The sequence below is a fragment of the Mangrovibacter phragmitis genome (assembly GCF_001655675.1).
GTDB lineage: Bacteria > Pseudomonadota > Gammaproteobacteria > Enterobacterales > Enterobacteriaceae > Mangrovibacter > Mangrovibacter phragmitis.
On the sequence record NZ_LYRP01000043.1, the window covers coordinates 271,409 to 292,409 of the forward strand.

Genomic DNA, 21,001 nt, shown 5'->3' on the forward strand with positions numbered 1-21,001 from the left:
TTCACTCCATCGGATAATAAATCGGTAAAACCACGCCACAGGCGTGCCGGGAAGTTAAAAATCGTATTTATCGATATTGTCTTTGGTAAACACCACACGTTCGGGCAGCAGGACAATGCCGTTGCCTTTTGCTTCGTAGCTGTAGCCCTGCACACTATTTGGCGAGACCTCCACCTGGCCGACACCGGGAATATCTAGTTTGTCGCCGGTGTTCAGTGCGCCTTTTTTCAGCAGAGTATCAGCAACGTAAACGGCAATTTTCCCCTGGTTGACGACATCCCACAGACCAAAGGCCTTAACGGTGCCGCGCTTAACATAGGGGCGCATAACATTAGGGGTGCTGAAGCCGACAATAGCGATATTGTTGCGTTTGAGGTTTTCTGCCGCCTGAGCCGCTGCGGGAAGCGCATTGGCATCCGGGGCGATAATTGCATCCAGGTCTGGCCACGCCTTGATAATCCCTTCGGCAGTTTGCAGTGATTTAGTGGCATCGTTATAGCCAAACTGGGTGGTGACGATTTGCCAGCCCGGGTGCTCACTGGCAATTTTTTTCTTCGCTTCATTCACCCACTGGTTCTGGTCAGTTACCGTTGGGCTGGAGTAAAAGAAGGCCACTTTGGCTTTTTCTTTCTTCACTTGCTGTGCAGCCATATCCACCAACATGCCGCCCAACTGAGTAGGCGTCCCCTGGTCGATATAATAAGAACGGCACTCAGGGCGGGTATCTGAATCCCAGGTGAGCACTTTAACGCCTCGCTGCATGGCGCGTTTCAGGGCAGGGCACAGGCCGTCAGGTGAGACGGCCGAAATGATAATGGCGTTGTACCCCTGGTTAACGAAGTTATTAATTAACTGCACCTGGCCAGACACGCTGGGTTCTGTTGGCCCGTCGTAAGTGACATCCACACCGAGTTCTTTCCCGGCTTCTTTGGCACCATTCCCGCCACTGGTGAAAAACCCTACACCAACCAGCTTGGGAATAAATGCGATGCGCTCAGCAGCCTGCACAGACAGGCTCAATGTTGCCAGGCCGACAGCCCCCAGCCAGGCGATTTTTTTGATGCTTTGCATAGTCATTGTTTCTTCTCTCCGAATAGTGCGTTGCATTGGCCGTAAAAAGTGGTAATCGTCAGTGCAGCCAGGCTGCCTGTGTACGCCGCAGCCAGTCGCGAATCTGCCCGCGATGGAGGCTCACGGAACGCCCGACGACGACAATAATGAGCAGCGCGCCAGACAGGGCGCTGGAAATTTGGTTGGGTACCCCCGCCATTTGTAAACCCTGCTGCAGGAAGCCCACCAGCAAAGTCGCCAGCGCCGTGCCCAGGATAGAGCCGGATCCACCGTAAATATTGGCGCCACCCAGTACCGCCGCAGTAATCGCGGGCATTAGGAAGGCGCTGCCCAGATCAGAGCGGGCGGAACCGAAATAGGAAACCTGTAAAATGGCTGCGATGGACGCGGCAAACCCGGTCATGGCGTAAAGCAAGAACAGAGTGCGGTTAACCGGTGTGGCACTGTACTGGGCGGCGCGGGCGTTCTGGCCGGTCAAAAACACGTTACGCCCCTGGTGGGTGTTATGCAGCCAGGCCCAACAGAGCAGTACACTGAATAAAAAGAACAGCAGAGGAACCGGCAGCCCCAGTACGGACAGGTTAGCGAAGTTGGTGAAACTGTCCGGGAAACCGCCAATGCCTTCATAGCCAGTGGCACCAGCCAGCCCGGAAAGCAACAGTGCGCTGCCGCCAAACAAATACATTGTGCCGAGTGTTATCACCAGTGGGTTAATTCCGGTGTAGATAATCAGCGCTGCGTTAATAAGCCCACATACAGTGCCCGCCAGCACGGTGAGCGCAATCGCCAGCGGTAGTGGAACGCCTGCATGAAACAGCATCCCGAACGTAATGGCGCATAACCCAATGGTGGAGCCAAATGAAATATCAATACCGCCACTGATAATCACCATAGTAAGCGGCAGGGCAACAAGGCCAATGCAGATAAAATCGCTGGTGCTGAACAACAGGACATTGATATTAAGCATTTGCGAATTGGCTGCGCCAAACCCGAGAATTTCAATTACCAGCAGCGCTGCCAGTGCCAGCTCCCAGCCATAATGTTTGAGGTTATTCATCAGGCTACCCTCCGTTTTTTGTCATGAGCGGTTATTTCAGGCGGGCTTATCGCGTTTTTGCTGACCGGAGGCTTTGGGGAGAAACGTGCATATTTCTGTTTGCGAATATTACGGGCAAGCGCCATACGTAACCGGCCATCAAAGACCAGTACGCCCAGCAACACCAGCCCGGCAATAAAATCATTCCACCAGGCGGGGATACGCAGCAGCACCAGTACGCTGTCTATTTGGGTGAGAAAATAAGCGCCGAGAACCGCGCCAATAATGCTCCCGGAACCACCCAGCAGGCTGACACCACCCAGCACACAGGCAGCAATAGCTTTCATTTCCAGCCCGGTACCTGCCTGGTTGGGGATAAAGCCAATTTGCGAGGCGAAGACAATCCCGGCAAGTGCAGCCATCATGCCATTAAACGCGAAGGCGGCCAGACGCACAGATTCTGTACGCACGCCCAACTGGCGGGCCCCCTGAAGGTTATCTCCCGTGGCGTAAAAGTTGCGGCCAGTTTGTGTTTTTGCCAGGAGCCACGCGAAGCCCAGCGCGAGGAAAATAATCACAATACCAATCGGGGAAAGGCCCGGAATAACCGGTTCGGAGAGGTTTTTTAATTCCGGTGGCAGGCCTTCAATCCATTTACCGCCCGTCCAGAGCAGCATAATGCCGCGATACAGCCCGAGGGTTCCCAGTGTGGCGACTATCGCCGGAATTTTCAGCCAGGCAACCAGAATGCCATTAACCAGGCCCGCGCACAGCCCCAGCAACAAAGTGGCGGCAATGGCGGCAGGCAGACTGTAACCGGCGTTAAGCATCAGCCCCAGTAATACTGCGCACATTCCGGTGATGGAACCCACGGAAACATCAATATTGCGCGTCAGCATCACCAGCGCTGCTCCCATCGCCAGCAGCATCAGAATTTGTGCGCTGCTGAATACCATGGTGACGGTGCCAATACCAAAGTAATGGCTGTCGAGCGCACCGGGCAGAGCAAACAAACACAGAATGGCGATAAACGCGGTCACTTCCCGGTTCTGCTGGATAAATTTCAACATACATGTTTCCCCTGTGTGCTGGCTAAAGAGTCAGATCGAGGCTGGACTGCGGCGCTCCCTTCGCCAAAGGCGAGGCGCATAATAGTGTCGACACTGATGTCTGCACCGCTCAACGGCGAGGGGTTGATTTCCCCCTGGTGCATGACATAAACCCGGTCGGCCATCATGCTGATTTCCTCCAGGTCGGAAGAGATAAACAGGATGGCGACATTCTGGTCGGCAATGCTACGGATCAACTGATAAATATCGTTGCGGGCGCCCACATCGACACCGCGGGTGGGTTCATCCACAATCAGAATTTGCGGCGAGGCTTCCAGGCACTTCGCAATCAGGATTTTTTGTTGGTTACCGCCGGACAAGGTCCGTACTGGTTGTTCGGTATCGCTGAATTTAATGTCCAGTGCCCGCCGGTAGCGTTCCAGCGTGGCGTTATCACGTTGCGAATGAGACCAGAACCCCTGCTGGTTGTGGGTGAGGGAACAGACATTCCACACCAGCGAAGCATCCAGATACAGACCGGAGGATTGCCGGTCTTCAGGCAAATACACCAGGCCGTGCGCCAGCCGCTGTCGGGTATTCAGGTGAGTGATATCCAGCCCGTTAAGGCGAATCAGCCCGGCGGATACCGGACGCAACCCGTACAGTGTTTCCGCAAGCTCAGTACGCCCGGCACCAACAAGGCCGGCAAGCCCCAGAATTTCGCCTGCGCGAACCTCCAGCGCAATATCCCTGAAACCCTCACCGCTCAGTTGCTCAATTGCCAGCACGGTGGTGCCTTTTTCAACATCCGGGCGGGAGCCAGGAACGCTGAGCCACAGTTTCTGCGTGGGCGACAGCGCTTCATTACGGGCTGCAGGTGTGATGGCCTGAATAATGGCGTCAGTGGAGAGTTCCTGTGTTTTGCCATTCAGGGCAATTTTGCCATCGCGCATCACGCTCACGACATCGGCAATCTGGCGGATTTCGGGGAGCTTGTGGGAGATAAATACTGTACCCACACCTTTGCGTTGCAGCTCCCGCACCCGGGAGAACAAGCGTTCAGTTTCAGCAGGGGTTAATGAAGCCGTGGGTTCATCAAGAATAAGAATGCGGGAATCACGCATTAGCCCGCGCATGATTTCCACCATTTGCCGGTCGGCGACATCCAGCATGCCAGCCGGGCTGGCAGTATCGAATTTACAACCGAGCTCATTCAGTAACAGAGTCATTTTTGCAGTGGTGGCCTGTGAACCTTTCAGCCCAAACAGAATGTTTTCTTTTACTGTCAGGCTGGGGAACAGCAACGGCTCCTGAGGAACAAGGTAAATCCCCAACTGGTGTGCTTTAACCGGGGTTAACCGGCTGCATACTGTGCCATCAATAGCAATGGTGCCTGAATCCTGCGGTGTGACCCCGGCAATGATTTTCATCAGGGTGGATTTTCCCGCTCCATTGCCACCGAGTAACGCGTGTACTTCACCCCGTTGCAGGGTGAAATCTATCTTTTTAAGCACATCGACACCGGAAAATTGCTTGCATAACTGGCTTACCTGCAAGAGTGGTGGGGCTGTCAGGTGACTGGTTTGCATTACGCCTCCGTCCGGATCTCAACTCAGTAGAATTGAACAAATGTGTTTTAGAAAAATAATTGTTCATAAACATAGTTGCGGGGCGGCGATAAAACCTCAGTGCGGATCACGTTTCTGCAATATTTGTATTTTTATTTTTTATTTGTTCATCAAGAAAGTGAGGTATGTGGTATATGTCACAGATATTAGTTGTCGCAATGAGAACAATTGTGTTTAAAATTTAAAAATGTTCACAGTGAAGCGAAGAAACCACAATGAGTGAAACAACCTTTATTCCTGGTAATGAAATGAGTGAAGAGGAGCTGGTGGCACGGATCGCCTGGTTCTATTATCACGACAGCTTAACCCAAAGTGAAATCAGCGAACGCCTGGGGCTGACCCGCCTTAAAGTTTCCCGTTTACTGGAGAAAGGGCACCAGTCGGGCATCATTCGGGTGCAGATTAATTCGCGCTTTGAAGGGTGCCTGCAATATGAAGACACACTGAAACAGCACTTTGACCTGCGCCAGGTGCGGGTGCTCCCGGCGCTACCCGATGCCGATATTTGCGCCCGGCTGGGGATTGGTGCCGCGCATATGTTAATGGAGTCGCTCAGTGCGCAGCAGTTGCTGGCGGTGGGGTTCGGCAAAACCACCATGAGCACACTGAAACGCCTGAGTGGTTTTATCTCTTCACAACAAATCCGCCTGGTGACGCTGTCTGGCGGTGTGGGCCCTTATATGACCGGAATAGGCCAGCTGGATGCCGCCTGTAGCGTGAATATTATTCCTGCACCCTTGCGGGCATCGTCAGCGGATATCGCCAGAACACTGAGAAATGAAAACAGCGTGCGTGATGTGTTGCTGGCAGCGCAGGCTGCCGATGTGGCCGTTGTCGGTATTGGCTCCATCAGCCAGCGGACGGATGCCACCATTCTCCATTCGGGCTATATCACCGAAGGCGAACAACTGATGATTGGCCGCAAAGGCGCGGTGGGCGACATTCTTGGGTATTTCTTTGATGCGCAGGGGCAAATTGTGCCAGACATGCGTATTCACAAGGAATTAATTGGGCTCAGCCTGGATGCATTAACCACGATCCCCCTGGTGATTGGTGTGGCGGGGGGAATAGAGAAAGCCGAAGCCGTTCTTGCCGCCATGAAAGGCGGTTATATCAACGCACTGGTCACGGACCAGAATACTGCAGCAGAAATACTGAAACTGATTGAAAAATAAATATTTTAATAATGAACACTTACCCTGATACATGGAGCAGTCAACGGCAGGAAGCGACATAACGCCGAGGATCTTTTTATGGCCCGACTCTGTACTCCTAACCTTTCACCACACTACCTGATGGCGCTGGATGCCGGTACAGGAAGTGTCCGCGCCGTTATTTTTGATTTTGACGGCAATCAAATCAGTGTCGGCCAGGCTGAGTGGCAACACCTGGCCGTGCCCGACGTGCCGGGGTCAATGGAATTTGACCTCAATAAAAACTGGCAACTCACCTGTAACTGCATTCGTCAGGCATTGCATAACGGTAATGTTGCTGCGGAATCTGTCGTTGCGGTTTCAGCCTGCTCTATGCGCGAAGGCATTGTGATTTATGACAGCAATGCCACGCCAGTGTGGGCCTGCGCGAACGTTGATGCCCGGGCCGCCCATGAAGTTAGTGAACTGAAAGAACTGTACGACTACACATTTGAAAACGAGGTTTACCGCTGTTCCGGGCAAACACTGGCTCTGAGCGCCATGCCGCGTTTGTTGTGGCTGGCGCACCACCGGCCGGATATCTACCGCAAGGCTTCCACCGTAACAATGATCAGCGACTGGCTGGCCTTTATGCTCAGTGGCGAACTGGCGGTGGACCCTTCCAACGCGGGTACCACGGGTTTGCTGGACCTGGTAACCCGTGACTGGAAACCCGGCCTGCTGGAAATGGCCGGGTTGCGCTCTGACATTCTTTCGCCAGTCAAGGAAACTGGCAGTTTACTGGGGGTTGTCACGGCTGACAGCGCAGCAGCCTGTGGCCTGAAAGCCGGTACGCCAGTGGTGGTGGGCGGTGGGGATGTGCAACTGGGTTGCCTGGGGCTGGGGGTGGTGCGCCCGGCACAAACTGCTGTGCTGGGTGGCACTTTCTGGCAGCAGGTAGTTAACTTGCCTGAGCCGGTCACTGACCCGAATATGAATGTGCGTATTAATCCCCATGTTATTCCCGGCATGGTGCAGACGGAATCCATCAGTTTCTTTACCGGGCTGACTATGCGCTGGTTCCGTGATGCATTCTGCGCGGAAGAAAAGCTTATTGCGGACCGGCTGGGGATTGATGCGTATACCCTGCTTGAAGAGATGGCGGGCCGTGTGCCTGCAGGTGCCTGGGGCGTAATGCCCATCTTTTCAGACGTGATGCGGTTTAAAACCTGGTACCACGCTGCACCTTCGTTTATTAACCTGTCGATTGACCCTGAAAAATGCAATAAAGCCACGTTGTTCCGTGCTCTGGAAGAAAACGCAGCCATTGTCTCGGCCTGTAACCTTAAACAGATTGCTGAATTCTCCGGCGTGGAAGCAGATTCGCTGGTATTTGCTGGCGGAGGCGCGAAGGGCAAACTCTGGAGCCAAATTCTGGCGGATGTCACCGGCCTTACGGTACGGGTTCCGGTAGTAAAAGAGGCGACGGCGCTGGGCTGTGCCATTGCCGCAGGCGTAGGCGCTGGCATTTACCCATCCCTTGCTGAAACCGGTGAGAAACTGGTGCGCTGGGACCGGGAACACCAACCAGACCCGGCCAACTATGCGGTGTACCACGAAGCACGGGAGAAGTGGCTGGCGGTTTATCAGGACCAGCGCGGGCTGGTGGATCATGGCTTAACCACATCAATGTGGAAAGCTCCTGGTTTGTAATATAAGAGGGCGCATCATGCTGAAAACTAACGAGCAACAGCACCAGTACCGTTTTGGGGATAACGGGCCCAAGTACCTGGTTCGTGGCCCACAGTGCGATATGGGTGTTGTGGTACTGAATCCCGGGCAGTCATTTCGCAACCACCGGCACAAAGAAGCCTGTGAGGTTTTTTATACGCTAAGCGGTGAAGTGTGCCTCTACCTGGAAGGGGTGTTGCATGTGTTGCAGGAAGGGGATGTTTTGCAGTGTGAACCAGGCGAAGCGCATTACCTGGTTAACCGTGGTGATGTGCCCTGGAAAGGAGTGTTTGTTAAATCCCCGCATTTAATGAATGACAGCCACCCGGCAGAACCGGAAGCCTGGTAGCAAGCCGGGTGAGAGTTATATGGGTTGTTACTTCACGGCAGAAATGAAGGCACCACGCTGGGTGCGAACGGCCCAGGGGGGCAGAGTATTGATGACGTCCCGGTCTGAATAACGGCATACTGAAAGAGCCAAAGCCTGCAAATGGATGCAGGCTTTTTTGTTTGTGCAATGCGCTACTTATTATGCTGGTATGGCCCGGCAGGGCGAAGTCTGTATGGAATGGCGAGTGGGGTGATTATTCAGGTTTTATAACTTCCAGCACAAGGTGTTGTTTATAAGCCACATTCAGTGATGGATTCCCCAAAATAATTCGCCGTGCAGGAAGGCGGCAGCGCAGGGAGTTGCCGGGAGCTTACTGGAGTAAGTGACCGGTGCGAACGAGCACAGCCAACGCACCTGCGTGGTGAATTATGCAGGGGAATGACGAGGGTTCTTACCCTCCCTCTGGGAGTTTCGGGTAATAAAAAAGCCTGTACGTGAGTACAGGCTCTTCTATGAAAGATGGCGGTGAGGGAGGGATTCGAACCCTCGATACGTTGCCGTATACACACTTTCCAGGCGTGCTCCTTCAGCCTCTCGGACACCTCACCAAATTTTTGCGCCACTGCGTGAGCAGCAACGGGGCGCTACTATAGGGAGTCATCCCCATACGGTCAAGAAGAATTTAGGGTTTATATACCGTTCGGTTAAAGCGCGAGCAAGTCGCCGTTTATTTGAATTTATTAAGCAACCTGCCAGGAGAGCGAAACAGAACAATGCCAGCAAAAAGACAAAAAGATAATGGGGCGGGGAATAAAAAATGGGCGATATTCGTGCAGGAAAACGTTCACGAACCCTCGCCCGGTGTTATTAACAGGAAGTGATTACCGGTACGCAGTAATCTGTTCTGGCTGGCTAATCATCATAAAAACCATGCAGGTCTTCGACGGGCTGAGTGGATTCTTCACTCCAGAGCGTCAGCCTTAATTCCCGTATTTTCATTGCCAGTGCTTCCGCTTCGTCATCCATCACGGTATCCGGAAACTTGTCGGTACAGTACTTGCCTGGGATTGCAGGAAAAAACATCTCATAGTCCTCCGCAGATCACTGGAAGGGTTAGCATGGCAGGGTTATGTGTGAAAACGATGACAGCAAGATGACGGTTTAACTGAGCCTGCCAGTACGGCAGAGATCTGCTTTAAGAGGAATACAAGTCTGGCTGGGATGATATTCACCATAAATTTGCATAATATTTTTATTATATTCTGATATTTTAATTTAAATATTATTAATCAACTTATTGTGGAGAGTTATTAGTATCAGTATGTACATATGGCTTACGAAGTCGATAAAGCTGATTTGCATCGTGTTAAGTACACAAGGTTTCATGTGTTACCGGTGCAATACATACCTGCTTGTAATTGAGTTTCTGGTTTTCATAAAGGAATAGCGAATAATGAAATGCATTCAATGCAATGGGCTTGAGTCAAATAAAGAATCCGGGCTATGTGATAGCTGTGAACAAAAAGAGTTACGCAAAATTAATGGGCTGCTGTATCTACCCGCGCTGGGGCTCATTTCCGGTTGTACGCTGGGTTTGTTTGATCTCTATACCTATATAGATGCTGTTGTCAGTTATTTCAGAAAAACAGGGTTTATTTCGTACTATGCAATGGGGGCAGTTGCATTTCTGCTGGCAGGGTATGTTATCTCGCTCGGTGCCTCATGGTTCTTTTTCAGGTGTAAGTCTGGCATCCGAAAAATCATGGTCATTAATTATGTCATACGGTTGCTTAGCGCACTCTATTTAACAGTGCTCCCCATCCTTTGGTTTCAGGCACCATTCGATTCATATGGTATGAGAGCCTTAACAGGCGCAGCAGTTGGGGTTCTGGTCTGGATCCCTTATTTCTTGTTTTCGAAAAGGATCGATACGGTTTTTTGTAAATAGGCGCACACTCATGCTCACCGGGAAGGCGGGTACAAAAATAAAATGGTGTCTTATTTATGGTATTTTTCTATTAAGGAGTTTTCATGAAATATCGCATAGCGCTGGCATTTGCTATCGGAGTGGTGGGTACAGCATGTGCAGACACGCTTCCCGGAAGCCTGTTTATGTTGCCAGCTCAACGGTAATAAATGTTGTTAACTGTGACACTCATCAGAGAGCGCAGTTTGAACGCATCTATTTCTCTCAGTATTGGGGGAAAGGGGATGTTATCGCTAAAAGAAGCCCGACAGGGCAGTGGAAAGACATTCCAGAAAACTCATTAGCTGGCATTATGGGCAATGCAGTGTGCCAAATTGATCCCACGCGATTGAAGCCTGAACCCCCGAGAGATACTCGCCCACCTTTGACTTGGCGAGTTTGACTAATAACAATCACTCTTGAGTTACAGATTGCATTCATTCAGGGCGCTACAGGTAATTCAGCGCCCTGGATGGCATTGTGCTCGATTGGGTTTTACATGCTATTAGCGATTTGCTTTTGTCATTAATTTCTTTTTTTCAAGGTGTTACTAAGTGACCAGAATATTAATCTGTGTTCTGGAAAAAATTTGCTTCAGGGGATAACAATGTACGTCACTTTGTTTTAAGTCATGCGTAATGCGTGAAATTAAATAAGCAATAAACTTTTTCCTAAATATATTCATCCAGCTTCCGATATAGCGTCCGTTAACATTCTTATTATTACTTCTAATTTAATTAGTCTGATATTGACAGGTCAGGGATGATGCCAGCTTTACGCAAGGTTTTTTTGCTCACATTGTTTTTCATTATAGCCTTTCCATCCGGTGCTGCACCGCTGTCTCCGGCAGACAGAAATAATATTCAGCAACGCCAGCAACAGTTACTGCAACAAAGCCAGCAGCAGCGCGATGAGCTGGATAAAAGCATCTCCATTACCGGGCAACAACCTTCCTTCGCCGGGCCAGCAGGTGCAGGCCCGTGTTTTGTTATTCAACATATTGTGTTGCAGGGCAGCACGCTGATTTCCCCCACAGCGCAGCAAAAGCTGGTGGCTGGCTGGCAAGGTAAGTGCCTGGACATCAGGGGGATTACCGCTGCTGTCAACCAGGTATCAGACTGGTATATCAGCCGGGGATACATCACCAGCCGCGCGTTCCTGACACCACAAAATCTGGCAACAGGCACACTGCGAATTGTGGTGCTGGAAGGGAAACTGCGCGCCATACATCTCGATGGTAAAACCCCCCTGATGCTGAAAATGGCCTTTCCCGGCCTGGTGGGGAGGGTGCTCAACCTGCGCGATATTGAGCAGGGTATGGAGCAAATAAACCGCCTGCGCACATCACCTGTTCAGATTGAAATCTTACCCGATACAACCCCGGGGTATTCCGTCGTCAACCTGACGGCCAGACCAGAGTTTCCGCTTACTGCCAGTGTTTCGCTGGATAACAGCGGGCAAAAATCAACCGGCGAAAAACAGCTTACAGGTGTACTCACAGGCAATAACCTGCTGGGTATTGCCGACAAGTGGTTTGTCAGTGGTGGGCGCAGCAGTGATTTTGCCACCGGGTATGATGCGCAAAGCTTACAGACGGGTGTCAGTGTTCCCTGGGGTTATGGCCTGCTCGATTACACATGGAGCTGGAGCGATTACCGCACCACTTTTATCAACAACGGGTTTGACTGGGTATCCACAGGCAGCACGCAAAACCACCGGCTGAATGGCTCCTGGGTGGTGTTCCGCAATGGCGATATCAAAACCGGAGTTACCGCAGGCTTAACCCATTATACCGGCCGCAACTGGCTTAACCACGCCCTGCTCAGTACCAGTTCGCGCAAACTAACCAGTATCTCTTTAGGCATTAACCATACCCAAAAAATTGCCGGTGGGGTGGCAACTTTCAACCCGGTTTTCAGCCGGGGTATGCCCTGGTTTGATGCTGAAAGTGACGCCGGAAAAAGGGGTGACCTGCCGAAAGCACAGTTTCGCAAGTGGAGTGCCAGTGCCAGTTATCAGCGCCCACTGAACGACCGTTTATGGTGGCTCACCAGCCTCTACGGGCAATGGTCGCCAGACCGCCTGTACGCCAGTGAGCGGCTGACACTGGGGGGCGAGAGCTCGGTACGCGGCTTCAAAGAACAGTATATCTCCGGCGATAACGGGGGCTACTGGCGTAATGAACTGAATTACGCACTGGGGTCGCTCCCGGTTATTGGCCAAATCAGTGCCACCGTGGCACTGGATGGCGGCTGGCTGGAGAAAGACCACCCCGACCAGCAGGCTGCCGGCACACTGTGGGGCGCTTCTGCGGGTTTAACTACCGGCGGGCGCTGGTATGCAAGCCAGATATCTGTTGGCACTCCGTTGCACTACCCGGACTGGCTTGGTCCGGATCACCTTGTTGTTAACTGGCGACTGACTTTCATGTATTGAAGGAGTATTCCGTGGATAACCATCAACCGCCTGTACCCGTTTTTAAACGTGTTCTGTGTTGGCTTATCAGTGGCCTGCTTATCTGGCAGCCCGTTGCGCCCGCTTTTGCGGCCGCACTGACTCCACAGGGCCCAACCAGTAAAGACACGGCAGGAAATGGTGTCCCGGTTATCAACATTGCCACGCCCAACAGTGCCGGGGTGTCTCATAACCAGTTTCATGATTATAACGTTGGCCCGGAAGGACTGATCCTGAATAACGCCACCGGACAGCTGAACCCGACCCAGCTTGGCGGGCTGATTCAAAATAACCCTAATCTGAAAGCCGGGCATGAAGCGCAGGCCATTATCAATGAGGTTAATGGCGGCAACCGTTCGCAGCTCCAGGGCTATACCGAAGTGGCAGGGAAAGCAGCCAGTGTGATGGTTGCCAACCCGTATGGCATCACCTGCAACGGGTGTGGGTTTATCAATACACCAAATGTCACGCTGACCACAGGGAAACCGCAGTTCGATGCCAGTGGCAAACTGATTGCTGTTGAAGCCACAAAAGGGAGCATTACTGTAGAAGGTAAGGGGCTGGATGCATCCGACAGCGATGCGCTGACGCTTATCTCCCGGGCGACAGAAATCAATGCGGCTATTCATGCCAGAAATTTAACGGTGGTGGCCGGGGCTAACCGGGTGGGCAGCGACGGAAAAGTCACGCCTGTTAGCGGTGAAGGCAGTACGCCTGCTGTTGCAGTTGATACCGGCGCGCTGGGTGGCATGTATGCTAACCGGATCCACCTGGTCTCCAGTGATAAAGGCGTGGGCGTGAACCTGGGTAATCTGGTGGCGCGCCAGGGGGATATCACCCTTGATGCCAGTGGGCAGTTGCGGATGAATAACAGCCTGGCTTCGGGCAGCCTGACCGCAAGGGGTGGCAGTGTGATCCTGTCGGGAGAGCACAAAGCGGGTGGTGCGGTGAATGTGAACAGTGCAGGTGACCTGACACTGGACAACACGATCCTCGCCGGGGACGGCAACCTGCAACTGACCAGCGCCGGGCAACTGGAGTCTGCCGGCAGTACTCTGATCAGTGGAGGAAGCCTGGGTCTGAGCGGCCGTCAGGTGACAACAGACAGCGCCAGCCAGGGCAGTAGCGCCGGGGACCTGCATCTTACAGCCGATACCTTCACCAGCCAGGGCCAGCTCACTGCGGGCGGCGGCGTCACCCTGAATGCCGGGCGCTTTAGCAACAGTGGACAGATACAGACGGTCGGACGCGCCATCATTCAGGCGGACAGCCTGATCAACACCGGCACCCTGCAGGGCGGTGGCATGGATCTGCGCGGCACACAGTTTACCAACCTGGGGCAGTTGCGCAGTACCGGCAACCTGGCTGTCACCGGCGTCACGCTGGACCAGCAGGGTACGCTGGGCAGCCAGGGGAATACCCGACTGACCCTGAGCGACCGCCTCAGCGACGGCCAAAACGCACAGGTGCTCAGTACCGGCAGCCTGGCTGTTAATGCGGGCACGATCGTACAGCTGGGAACATTCTCCGCTGGCCAGGGCCTCACCCTGCAGGGGGACAACCTGATCACCGGACAGAGCAGTTACCTTGTCAGCGGCGGGGACATGACGCTGGGCGCGGGCAGTATGAACCTGAGCGGGCAGGTTTCTGCCGGGGGCAACCTGGGGATCACCGGCACAGCGTTAACCAGCAACGCGGATGCACGGATACAAAGCACTGGTGACCTGCAACTGACGGGCGATACCCTCACACTGGGCGGAGCGCTTCACGCGAACGGTAACTTCAGCGCGTCGGGTACCAACCTGACCACAGGTACGGATGCGCAATTGCGCAGCGGTGGCAATATGTCGCTGACAGCCGGGCAGCAGATGGTACTGGGCGGTACGCAGGTGGCGGGCGGCAGCCTGAGCGCTGGTGCACGGCAACTGACTCACAGCGGCCAGTCCGGAGCACAGCATATTCTGATGACCACGCCGGGCACCCTGACCAACATCGGCACCCTGACGGCAACGCAACTGGCGATTCACAGTAGTCAGGTCAGTAACAGCGGACTGCTCCAGGGGATGGACGGGGTGGATATGCAGACCGGGCAGCTGGATAACCTGGCGGGCGGCACCCTGCACAGCGGCGGGGATGTCACTCTCGCCATCCCGGTGATAAATAACGCCGGACTGATTACCGGCGATGGTGCACTGATACTGAATAACGCCACCCTGCAGAACAGCGGGGAGATGAATGCCGCCACGCTGGGCGGTCATTCTGGCGCGTTCACTAATACGGCAACCGGGCTGCTGTATGCCCGCGGGGCACTGACCCTGAGTGGCGATACCCTCAGCAATACGGGGCAGCTTGCCGGAGACCAGGTGCAACTGACTGCCACCGGGCGACTGGAAAACCAGGGAACGCTGCAGGGCACCCACGGCGTGAGCGCCACCGGCGACACGCTGGTCAATGGTAACGGAGCAAAATGGCTCAGTGGCGGCATGCTGTCGCTGAACGCCGGGCAACTGCTGACCGACGGCACCCTGCAGGGCGGGCAGACCTATATTACTGCCGGGCACTGGACCCATTCCGGCTCCCTGCTGGGACAGGGTGGCCTGACGGCCCGTGTGGATGACACCCTGATTAACCGTGGCACCCTGATGAGCCAGGGCGATATGGTGTTGCAGGCTCCCGGGCTGGAAAACCACGGCCAGTTGCTCAGTACCGGCAACCTGACCCTGCAGGGCGTCACGCCAGCCAGTCCGCTGAGCGCCAGCCTGCTGGCTCTACCCTCAGTACCCGCCGCCATGGCGCTGACCAACCAGCAGGGTGCAGCCCTTCAGACGGGCGGAACGCTGGCCCTGACGGGAAACACCCTGAGCAATGCAGGCACACTGTCCGGCCATACAGTGCAACTGACGGCAGATTCCCTGAATAACACCGGCACGCTTTCCGGCCAGACCGTACAACTGACCACCGACAGCCTGAACAATCAGGGTAATCTGCAGGCCGGAAGCCTGGCCGTCAGCGGCACGGACCTGACCAACAGCGGCCTGATTCAGGGCGACAGCAGCCTGACACTCTCCCCTTCCGGCACCCTGACCAACACCGCTGGCGGCACCCTCAGCGCCGGGCAGAGCCTGACGCTGACTACCGGCAGCCTGCAGAACGATGGCCTGATTCAGGGCGCGGGCGACGGGCAGATTACGGCCGCCAGCCTGGCCCGTAACGACGGACGAATACTGGATGGCACGGCACTGACCCTGAGTACGCCGCAGTTCAGCGGGGGCGGCTGGCTCCAGGCCGGTACGCTGACCCTGAATGCAGACCGCGCCACGGGCAGCGGCACCTGGCTGGCGGACCAGGCCACCCTGAGGGGCTCTTCCCTGACCAGCCTGGGTACCATCCAGGCCGGTACGCTGGGCGTAAATTACGGGCAGATAACCAACAGTGGCACCCTGACCGGCACATCACAACTGACCGTCAGCGCGGGGCAGGTGAACCAGCAGGACAGTGGACGACTGCTGAGCGGTGGCGACCTGCTGTTGACCAGTGCCGGTTTTGACCAGGCTGGTCAGGTTATCGCACTGGGCAATCTTACCCTGCAACTGGCAAACGCCTTTACCGGGCACCACACCCTGGCAGCCGGTAAAACCCTGTCCATTACCAGCCAGGGCAGCCTGCAGAACCAGGGGCTGATGCAGGGGCAGTCCGTCAACCTGACTGCCGGGGGAGTGCTGACCAACAGTGGGCAAATCACCACCGGTAACGGTGGCAGCACCCTGAGCGGAGCCGGCATTGTCACCGATGGCGGCAGCAGCCTGCAGGGCGGGGGTGATGTGACCCTGACCAGTCGGGGCGATATCGCCATTAACGGATTTACCGGCACCCTGGGCAGCCTGGTTCTGAGTGCGCCGGGCAGCATTGTTAACACGGCTTTACTTTACGCAGGTAATAACCTCTCGTTACTGGCGGCCAGTATCCGTAACCAGCGCGGCGATATGCTGGCGGAAAATAACCTGTGGCTGCAGCGCGATGGCGCGGGAAATGCCAGCAATGAAGTGATTAACACCTCCGGCAATATCGAAACCCGTAACGGGGATATCAGCATTAATACTGGTCACTTGCTGAATCAACGGGATGGACTGAGTGTTAGCCAGAGTACGCAGTCACTCAATTCAGATCCAGCGATTGGGGGGGCCGTGTGGCGTCGTGCGATAAAAGATATGCCGAAAGGTAGTTTTGGCGTGACTGGGAAAGGACATACTTTCAATACAGGAAGTTGCGGCGCGAATGGCTCCTGCATCCGCGATTTTTATATCACATATTATTATGCCCCGATGTCAGACTGGATGACGCAAAAAGTTGCGTCTTCGCAGACAGTAAGAACTGTCACTTCCAATGGCGGTTCTGCACGTCTGTCATCCGGCAGGAATTTATATATTACGGCAAGTACTCTGGAGAACAACGCCAGTGATATTTTGGCCGCTGCTAATGCCAGCCTTGTTGGTAATGTTTTAAATAATCAGTCTTGGCAGGCTGGCCTGACGACGGATTTTTATGTCTATGCCTACCAGGGGGCGGTAGCGACAACAACACTGTCTAATATGCTTCAGGATCATGGGGACACCCATGTCTCTGGGCCAAATGAAAAATACCTCGACTACGCCCTGACCGGCCATGACACCACCACCGAGAATGCCCAAATCTACCGTGCCGTTATCCAGGCCGGAGGTGATCTTAATGCCAGTTTCCGTAACAATATCAGCAATACCAGCCTGACCCCCAATGCCGGAGGCATCGGTGGCACCCTAAGCGCCCCGGCCCTGAATACCCTGAGCAGCCAGGATATTAGCGGTAGCGTGAAAAAACAGGCCCAGGCTGGTACGGTCCCGTTAGATTCACCAGCCTGGCAAAGTCAGTTACAGAATGCCCTCCAGCAAATTAGCAGCGGCGCAGCAGGTGGCAAGCCTGACACGATAAAAAGCCGGGGCCTGGATACCAGCGCTTACCCCCTGCCATCGGGCAGCAGTGGCTACTTTGTTATCGCCACCAACCCGCAAAGCCCGTACCTGATAACGGTTAACCCGAAACTCAGTGGCCTGGGGCCACTGGACCCATCGGTGTTTGGTGACCTGAATGCTCTGCTGGGGATAAAAGCTGCCAGTGCGCCAGTGGAAACCCGCACCACCTATACCGACCAGAATGCATTTCTCGGGTCGTCTTACCTGTTGGGGCGGCTGAACCTGAACCCGGGCAAGGATTACCGCTTCCTTGGCGATGCCGCGTTCGATACACGCTATGTCAGTAATGCCATTTTGAACCAGACAGGCAGCCGCTACCTTAACGGCGTCGGCTCAGATTTGGACCAAATGCGTTACCTGATGGATAACGCGGCTTCAGCACAGAAATCCCTCGGGCTGCAATTTGGGGAGTCACTTTCTGCGGCGCAAATTGCCTCGCTTGACCACAGTATTTTGTGGTGGGAATCCACCACTATCAACGGCCAGACGGTGATGGTGCCGAAGCTGTATCTGGCGGCACAGGATGCCACCGTGAATAACGGCAGTGTGATTGCCGGGAATAACGTCAACCTCAAAGCCGGTAATATCACCAGCGACGGCAGTACCGTGCTGGCAGCAAACTCACTGGCACTGGACAGCGATGCCAGCATCAGCAACCTTAATGATGGCCTGATTAAAGCCGGGGGCGGTCTCAGCCTGAGCGCGGTGAGCGACATTAACAATATCAGCGCCACCATCGCCGGGAAAACCGTGTCGCTGGAAAGCCTCGGTGGCAGCATTAATAACCTGACCAGGGCCGACACCACCACCATTAATGCCTGGAGTAAATACGGCAATGTCACACTGAAAAACACGGCACTGGGCAATACCGCCGGCATTACTGCGGAAGATAGTCTGGCGTTGTCTGCCGGGAAAGATATATCAGTCACCGGCGCAACGCTCACGTCCGGGGGCGACATGTTAATGCAGGCCCGGGGCGATATTGCAGTGAATGCCCGGCAGGTTGATGACCAGTACACCACGTCGGGTTTTCGTGGCCACAACGATACCAACAACGCATCGGTTACCTGGCAGGGCAGTAACGTAACCGCCGGGGGCAACCTGAGTGTGCAGGCAGGGCATGACCTCACCCTTGCCGCCAGCGATGTGAATGCCGGAGGCAGTGCACAACTGGCAGCCGCAAATGACCTCAACCTGAACAGTGGGCAAACCAGCAGGAACACCCGTGATGGCGCGTCTGAAACCCACAGCACCGGGCTGGACCGCACCACGGTTTCTGCGGGTAATAACCTGGTCCTGCAGGCCGGGCAGGATATTAACGCGCACTCTGCGGCACTGGCGGCTGAGCAGGGTGTCGGCCTGCAGGCCGGGCGGGATGTCAACCTGCTGGCAGATAAAACCACTCAGGGCGACAGCTACCGCACCAAAAAGAAAACCGTGATTAACGACCAGGTGCGCCAGCAGGGCACTGAAATCGCCAGCGGTGGTAACACCGTGGTCATTGCCGGGCGTGATGTGAACAGCCAGGCGGCGCAGGTGACTGCCCAGGGAGATATTGGCGTACAGGCTGTCAACGATATCAACCTGGGGACTGCAACCGAAAGTGATTATCACTACCAGGAAGAAACCAAAAAGAAAAAAGGTTTTCTCAGTAAAACAACCACCCATACGATTTCAGAGCAAAGTGCCACCCGTGAAACAGGCTCACTGTTAAGTGGCGATAATGTCAGTGTCAGCAGTGGGCATGATCTGCAGGTGCAGGGTTCTTCGGTGGTGGGCGATGGCGCAGTGTCACTGGCTGCCAGTAATAATGTTGATATCGCGGCAGCGACGAACACCGACACAAACTGGCAGTTTAAAGAGAAGAAGAAAAGCGGCCTGATGAGCTCTGGCGGAATCGGCTTTACGATTGGCAGCACGAAAACCAGACAGGACCTGAAAGAGAAGGGCACCACTCAGAGCCAGAGTACCAGCACCATCGGCAGCAACGGCGGCGATGTAACGATCACTGCCGGTAATCAACTCCATATTGCCGGTTCGGATGTGGTGGCCGGGCAGGACCTGGCCCTGAAGGGCGACAGTGTGGTTATTGACCCGGGACACGACAAACGTACCACTGACCAGACGTTTGAGCAGAAAAGCAGTGGGCTGACAGTGGCGCTTACGGGAGCTGTAATTGACGCTGTAAATAATGCCGTCAGCACAGCTAAGGCTGCCAGCAAACAAAGCGACTCCCGGCTTGCCGCACTTCAGGCGACGAAATCGGTACTTTCAGGTGTTCAGGCGGTTCAGGCTAATTCTGTAGCGAATGCCACCGGACAGCCGGATGCGGGAATACATGTCAGTGTGTCTCTCAGTACGCAGAAATCAAAATCCACGCAGCATCAGGAATCGGACACAGTCACCGGCTCAACCCTGAATGCCGGGAAAAATCTGTCTGTTGAAGCGACAGGCCGACAACAGCAGGGTAACAGTGGTGATATCGTCATAGCCGGCAGCCATGTGAAAGCAGCCGGAGACACCAGCCTGAAAGCTGAGCGGGATATCATTCTCACTGCAGCGGCAAATACCCAGAAGACAACGGGCAGCAACAGCAGCAGTGGTGGTGGTGTGGGTGTGAGCATTGGTGCCGGGCAGGGTGGCTTTGGTATCAGTGTGTTCGCAAGTGTCAATGCGGCGAAAGGGCATGAGAAAGGTGATGGCACTGACTGGTCAGAGACCACGCTGGACAGTGGTGGAAAAGTTTCTGTGTCCGGCGGCAGGGATACCACACTTACCGGGGCTCAGGTTAATGGTAATCAGGTCACAGTTGATACAGGCCGTAATCTGACCATTACCAGTCTGCAGGACAGCAACAACTATGACTCCAAACAAAGCAGTGTCAGTGCCGGAGGGAGTTTTACCTTTGGTTCAATGAGCGGTTCTGGCTATATCAACTTCAGCCAGGACAAAATGCACAGCATTTACGACAGTGTGGCCGAGCAGAGCGGTATTTTCGCGGGAGACGGGGGCTTTAGTGTTACCACCGGGAACCATACACAGCTGAATGGTGGTGCAATAGCCAGCACGGCTGCGGCGGCAGATAATCACCTGAATACCGGCACTCTGGGATTCAGCGATATAGTCAATAAGGCAGATTATAACGTTTCACATACCGGTGGCGGGTTCAGCTCGTCCGGCAGTATCGGTGGTCAGTTTGCCGGTAACATGGCAACCACACTGTTATCCGGCATGAGCAGTTCAGGGCACGCAGAAGGCACCACGCAGGCTGTTGTCAGTCAGGGAACAATTACCATTCGGGACAGGTCAGGTCAGCAGCAGGACCTGAGTGGTCTGCAACGTGATGTGACAAAAGCTAACGATGCCATCAGTCCGATATTTGACAAGGAGAAAGAGCAGAACCGCCTGCAGGCTGTGCAAATGATTGGCGAAATCGGCTCTCAGGTTGGTGATATAGCCAGAACAGAAGGGCAGCTTCGTGCCATAGAGGCGGGTAAGGCCGAACTGGCCAAAAATGGAACTAAAGAGCCGGAGGCAGGAGCAAGTCAGGATGAATGGAATAGATACAATAAGTCAGTTGAAAATACAGAAAGTTA

At 54.3% G+C, this 21,001-nt stretch carries 12 protein-coding genes and 1 tRNA gene; 7 read left to right on the plus strand and 6 right to left on the minus strand.

Features of this window, described 5'->3' with window-relative positions; genetic code table 11:
- Window positions 1–54: 54 nt before the first annotated feature.
- Genes lsrB through lsrA form a run of 4 tightly spaced genes read right to left on the minus strand, consistent with a single transcriptional unit; the run spans window position 55 to window position 4,745 of the window.
- Window positions 55–1,077 carry an autoinducer 2 ABC transporter substrate-binding protein LsrB gene (gene lsrB / locus A9B99_RS18875; RefSeq protein WP_064600228.1) on the minus strand — a complete coding sequence of 341 codons (1,023 nt, stop codon included), beginning with the start codon at window positions 1,075–1,077 and terminating at the stop codon, window positions 55–57.
- 52 nt (window positions 1,078–1,129) lie between these two features.
- Window positions 1,130–2,128: an autoinducer 2 ABC transporter permease LsrD gene (gene lsrD, locus A9B99_RS18880; RefSeq protein WP_064600230.1), complete on the minus strand. Its 999-nt coding sequence runs from the start codon at window positions 2,126–2,128 to the stop codon at window positions 1,130–1,132.
- Window positions 2,128–3,177 carry an autoinducer 2 ABC transporter permease LsrC gene (gene lsrC / locus A9B99_RS18885; RefSeq protein WP_064600233.1) on the minus strand — a complete coding sequence of 350 codons (1,050 nt, stop codon included), beginning with the start codon at window positions 3,175–3,177 and terminating at the stop codon, window positions 2,128–2,130. Before lsrC ends, lsrD begins: the two co-directional genes overlap by 1 nt.
- Complete coding sequence (gene lsrA / locus A9B99_RS18890) at window positions 3,171–4,745, minus strand: autoinducer 2 ABC transporter ATP-binding protein LsrA (RefSeq protein WP_064600236.1); 1,575 nt, start codon at window positions 4,743–4,745, stop codon at window positions 3,171–3,173. Before lsrA ends, lsrC begins: the two co-directional genes overlap by 7 nt.
- Window positions 4,746–4,999: 254 nt before the next feature.
- Here lsrA and lsrR point away from each other — a divergent pair, with 254 nt between their 5' ends.
- The 3 genes from lsrR to A9B99_RS18905 all read left to right on the plus strand — a co-directional run bounded on the left by lsrR (window position 5,000) and on the right by A9B99_RS18905 (window position 7,997).
- The gene (gene lsrR, locus A9B99_RS18895; RefSeq protein ID WP_064600239.1) at window positions 5,000–5,959 is read left to right on the plus strand and encodes a transcriptional regulator LsrR; all 960 of its coding nucleotides are present in this window, start codon (window positions 5,000–5,002) and stop codon (window positions 5,957–5,959) included.
- Window positions 5,960–6,037: 78 nt separating this feature from the next.
- Entirely contained in the window at window positions 6,038–7,630 is a 1,593-nt protein-coding gene (lsrK, locus tag A9B99_RS18900; protein WP_064600241.1) for an autoinducer-2 kinase, read from the plus strand.
- Window positions 7,631–7,646: 16 nt separating this feature from the next.
- Complete coding sequence (locus tag A9B99_RS18905) at window positions 7,647–7,997, plus strand: cupin domain-containing protein (RefSeq protein ID WP_064600244.1); 351 nt, start codon at window positions 7,647–7,649, stop codon at window positions 7,995–7,997.
- A gap of 502 nt (window positions 7,998–8,499) precedes the next feature.
- Here A9B99_RS18905 and A9B99_RS18910 read toward each other — a convergent pair.
- Both A9B99_RS18910 and A9B99_RS23955 read right to left on the minus strand, forming a co-directional pair.
- Window positions 8,500–8,587 (minus strand) — tRNA-Ser (locus A9B99_RS18910).
- A 304-nt stretch (window positions 8,588–8,891) separates the two neighbouring features.
- Window positions 8,892–9,062, minus strand: a complete 171-nt coding sequence (locus tag A9B99_RS23955; RefSeq protein WP_156519100.1) for a hypothetical protein — start codon at window positions 9,060–9,062, stop codon at window positions 8,892–8,894.
- A gap of 370 nt (window positions 9,063–9,432) precedes the next feature.
- Between A9B99_RS23955 and A9B99_RS18915 the strand changes: the two genes are divergently transcribed.
- The 4 genes from A9B99_RS18915 to A9B99_RS18925 all read left to right on the plus strand — a co-directional run.
- Window positions 9,433–9,927 (plus strand): DUF2569 domain-containing protein, encoded by a 495-nt coding sequence (locus A9B99_RS18915; RefSeq protein ID WP_064600248.1) that lies wholly within the window; start codon window positions 9,433–9,435, stop codon window positions 9,925–9,927.
- Window positions 9,928–10,111: 184 nt separating this feature from the next.
- Window positions 10,112–10,348 carry a surface-adhesin E family protein gene (locus A9B99_RS24530; protein WP_231889215.1) on the plus strand — a complete coding sequence of 79 codons (237 nt, stop codon included), beginning with the start codon at window positions 10,112–10,114 and terminating at the stop codon, window positions 10,346–10,348.
- Window positions 10,349–10,710: 362 nt separating this feature from the next.
- Window positions 10,711–12,381 carry a ShlB/FhaC/HecB family hemolysin secretion/activation protein gene (locus A9B99_RS18920; protein ID WP_156519104.1) on the plus strand — a complete coding sequence of 557 codons (1,671 nt, stop codon included), beginning with the start codon at window positions 10,711–10,713 and terminating at the stop codon, window positions 12,379–12,381.
- Window positions 12,382–12,392: 11 nt separating this feature from the next.
- The coding region (locus tag A9B99_RS18925; protein ID WP_064600253.1) for a hemagglutinin repeat-containing protein at window positions 12,393–21,001 on the plus strand (8,609 nt) is incomplete at its 3' end.

Bases quoted from the DNA above. Each gene is read 5' to 3' on its own strand.
- A9B99_RS18915 (WP_064600248.1), top strand. From the start codon at position 9,433: ATGAAATGCATTCAATGCAATGGGCTTGAGTCAAATAAAGAATCCGGG.
- A9B99_RS23955 (WP_156519100.1), bottom strand. From the start codon at position 9,062: ATGTTTTTTCCTGCAATCCCAGGCAAGTACTGTACCGACAAGTTTCCG.
- lsrD (WP_064600230.1), bottom strand. From the start codon at position 2,128: ATGAATAACCTCAAACATTATGGCTGGGAGCTGGCACTGGCAGCGCTG.
- A9B99_RS18920 (WP_156519104.1), top strand. From the start codon at position 10,711: ATGCCAGCTTTACGCAAGGTTTTTTTGCTCACATTGTTTTTCATTATA.
- lsrK (WP_064600241.1), top strand. From the start codon at position 6,038: ATGGCCCGACTCTGTACTCCTAACCTTTCACCACACTACCTGATGGCG.
- A9B99_RS18905 (WP_064600244.1), top strand. From the start codon at position 7,647: ATGCTGAAAACTAACGAGCAACAGCACCAGTACCGTTTTGGGGATAAC.
- lsrB (WP_064600228.1), bottom strand. From the start codon at position 1,077: ATGACTATGCAAAGCATCAAAAAAATCGCCTGGCTGGGGGCTGTCGGC.
- lsrR (WP_064600239.1), top strand. From the start codon at position 5,000: ATGAGTGAAACAACCTTTATTCCTGGTAATGAAATGAGTGAAGAGGAG.
- lsrA (WP_064600236.1), bottom strand. From the start codon at position 4,745: ATGCAAACCAGTCACCTGACAGCCCCACCACTCTTGCAGGTAAGCCAG.
- lsrC (WP_064600233.1), bottom strand. From the start codon at position 3,177: ATGTTGAAATTTATCCAGCAGAACCGGGAAGTGACCGCGTTTATCGCC.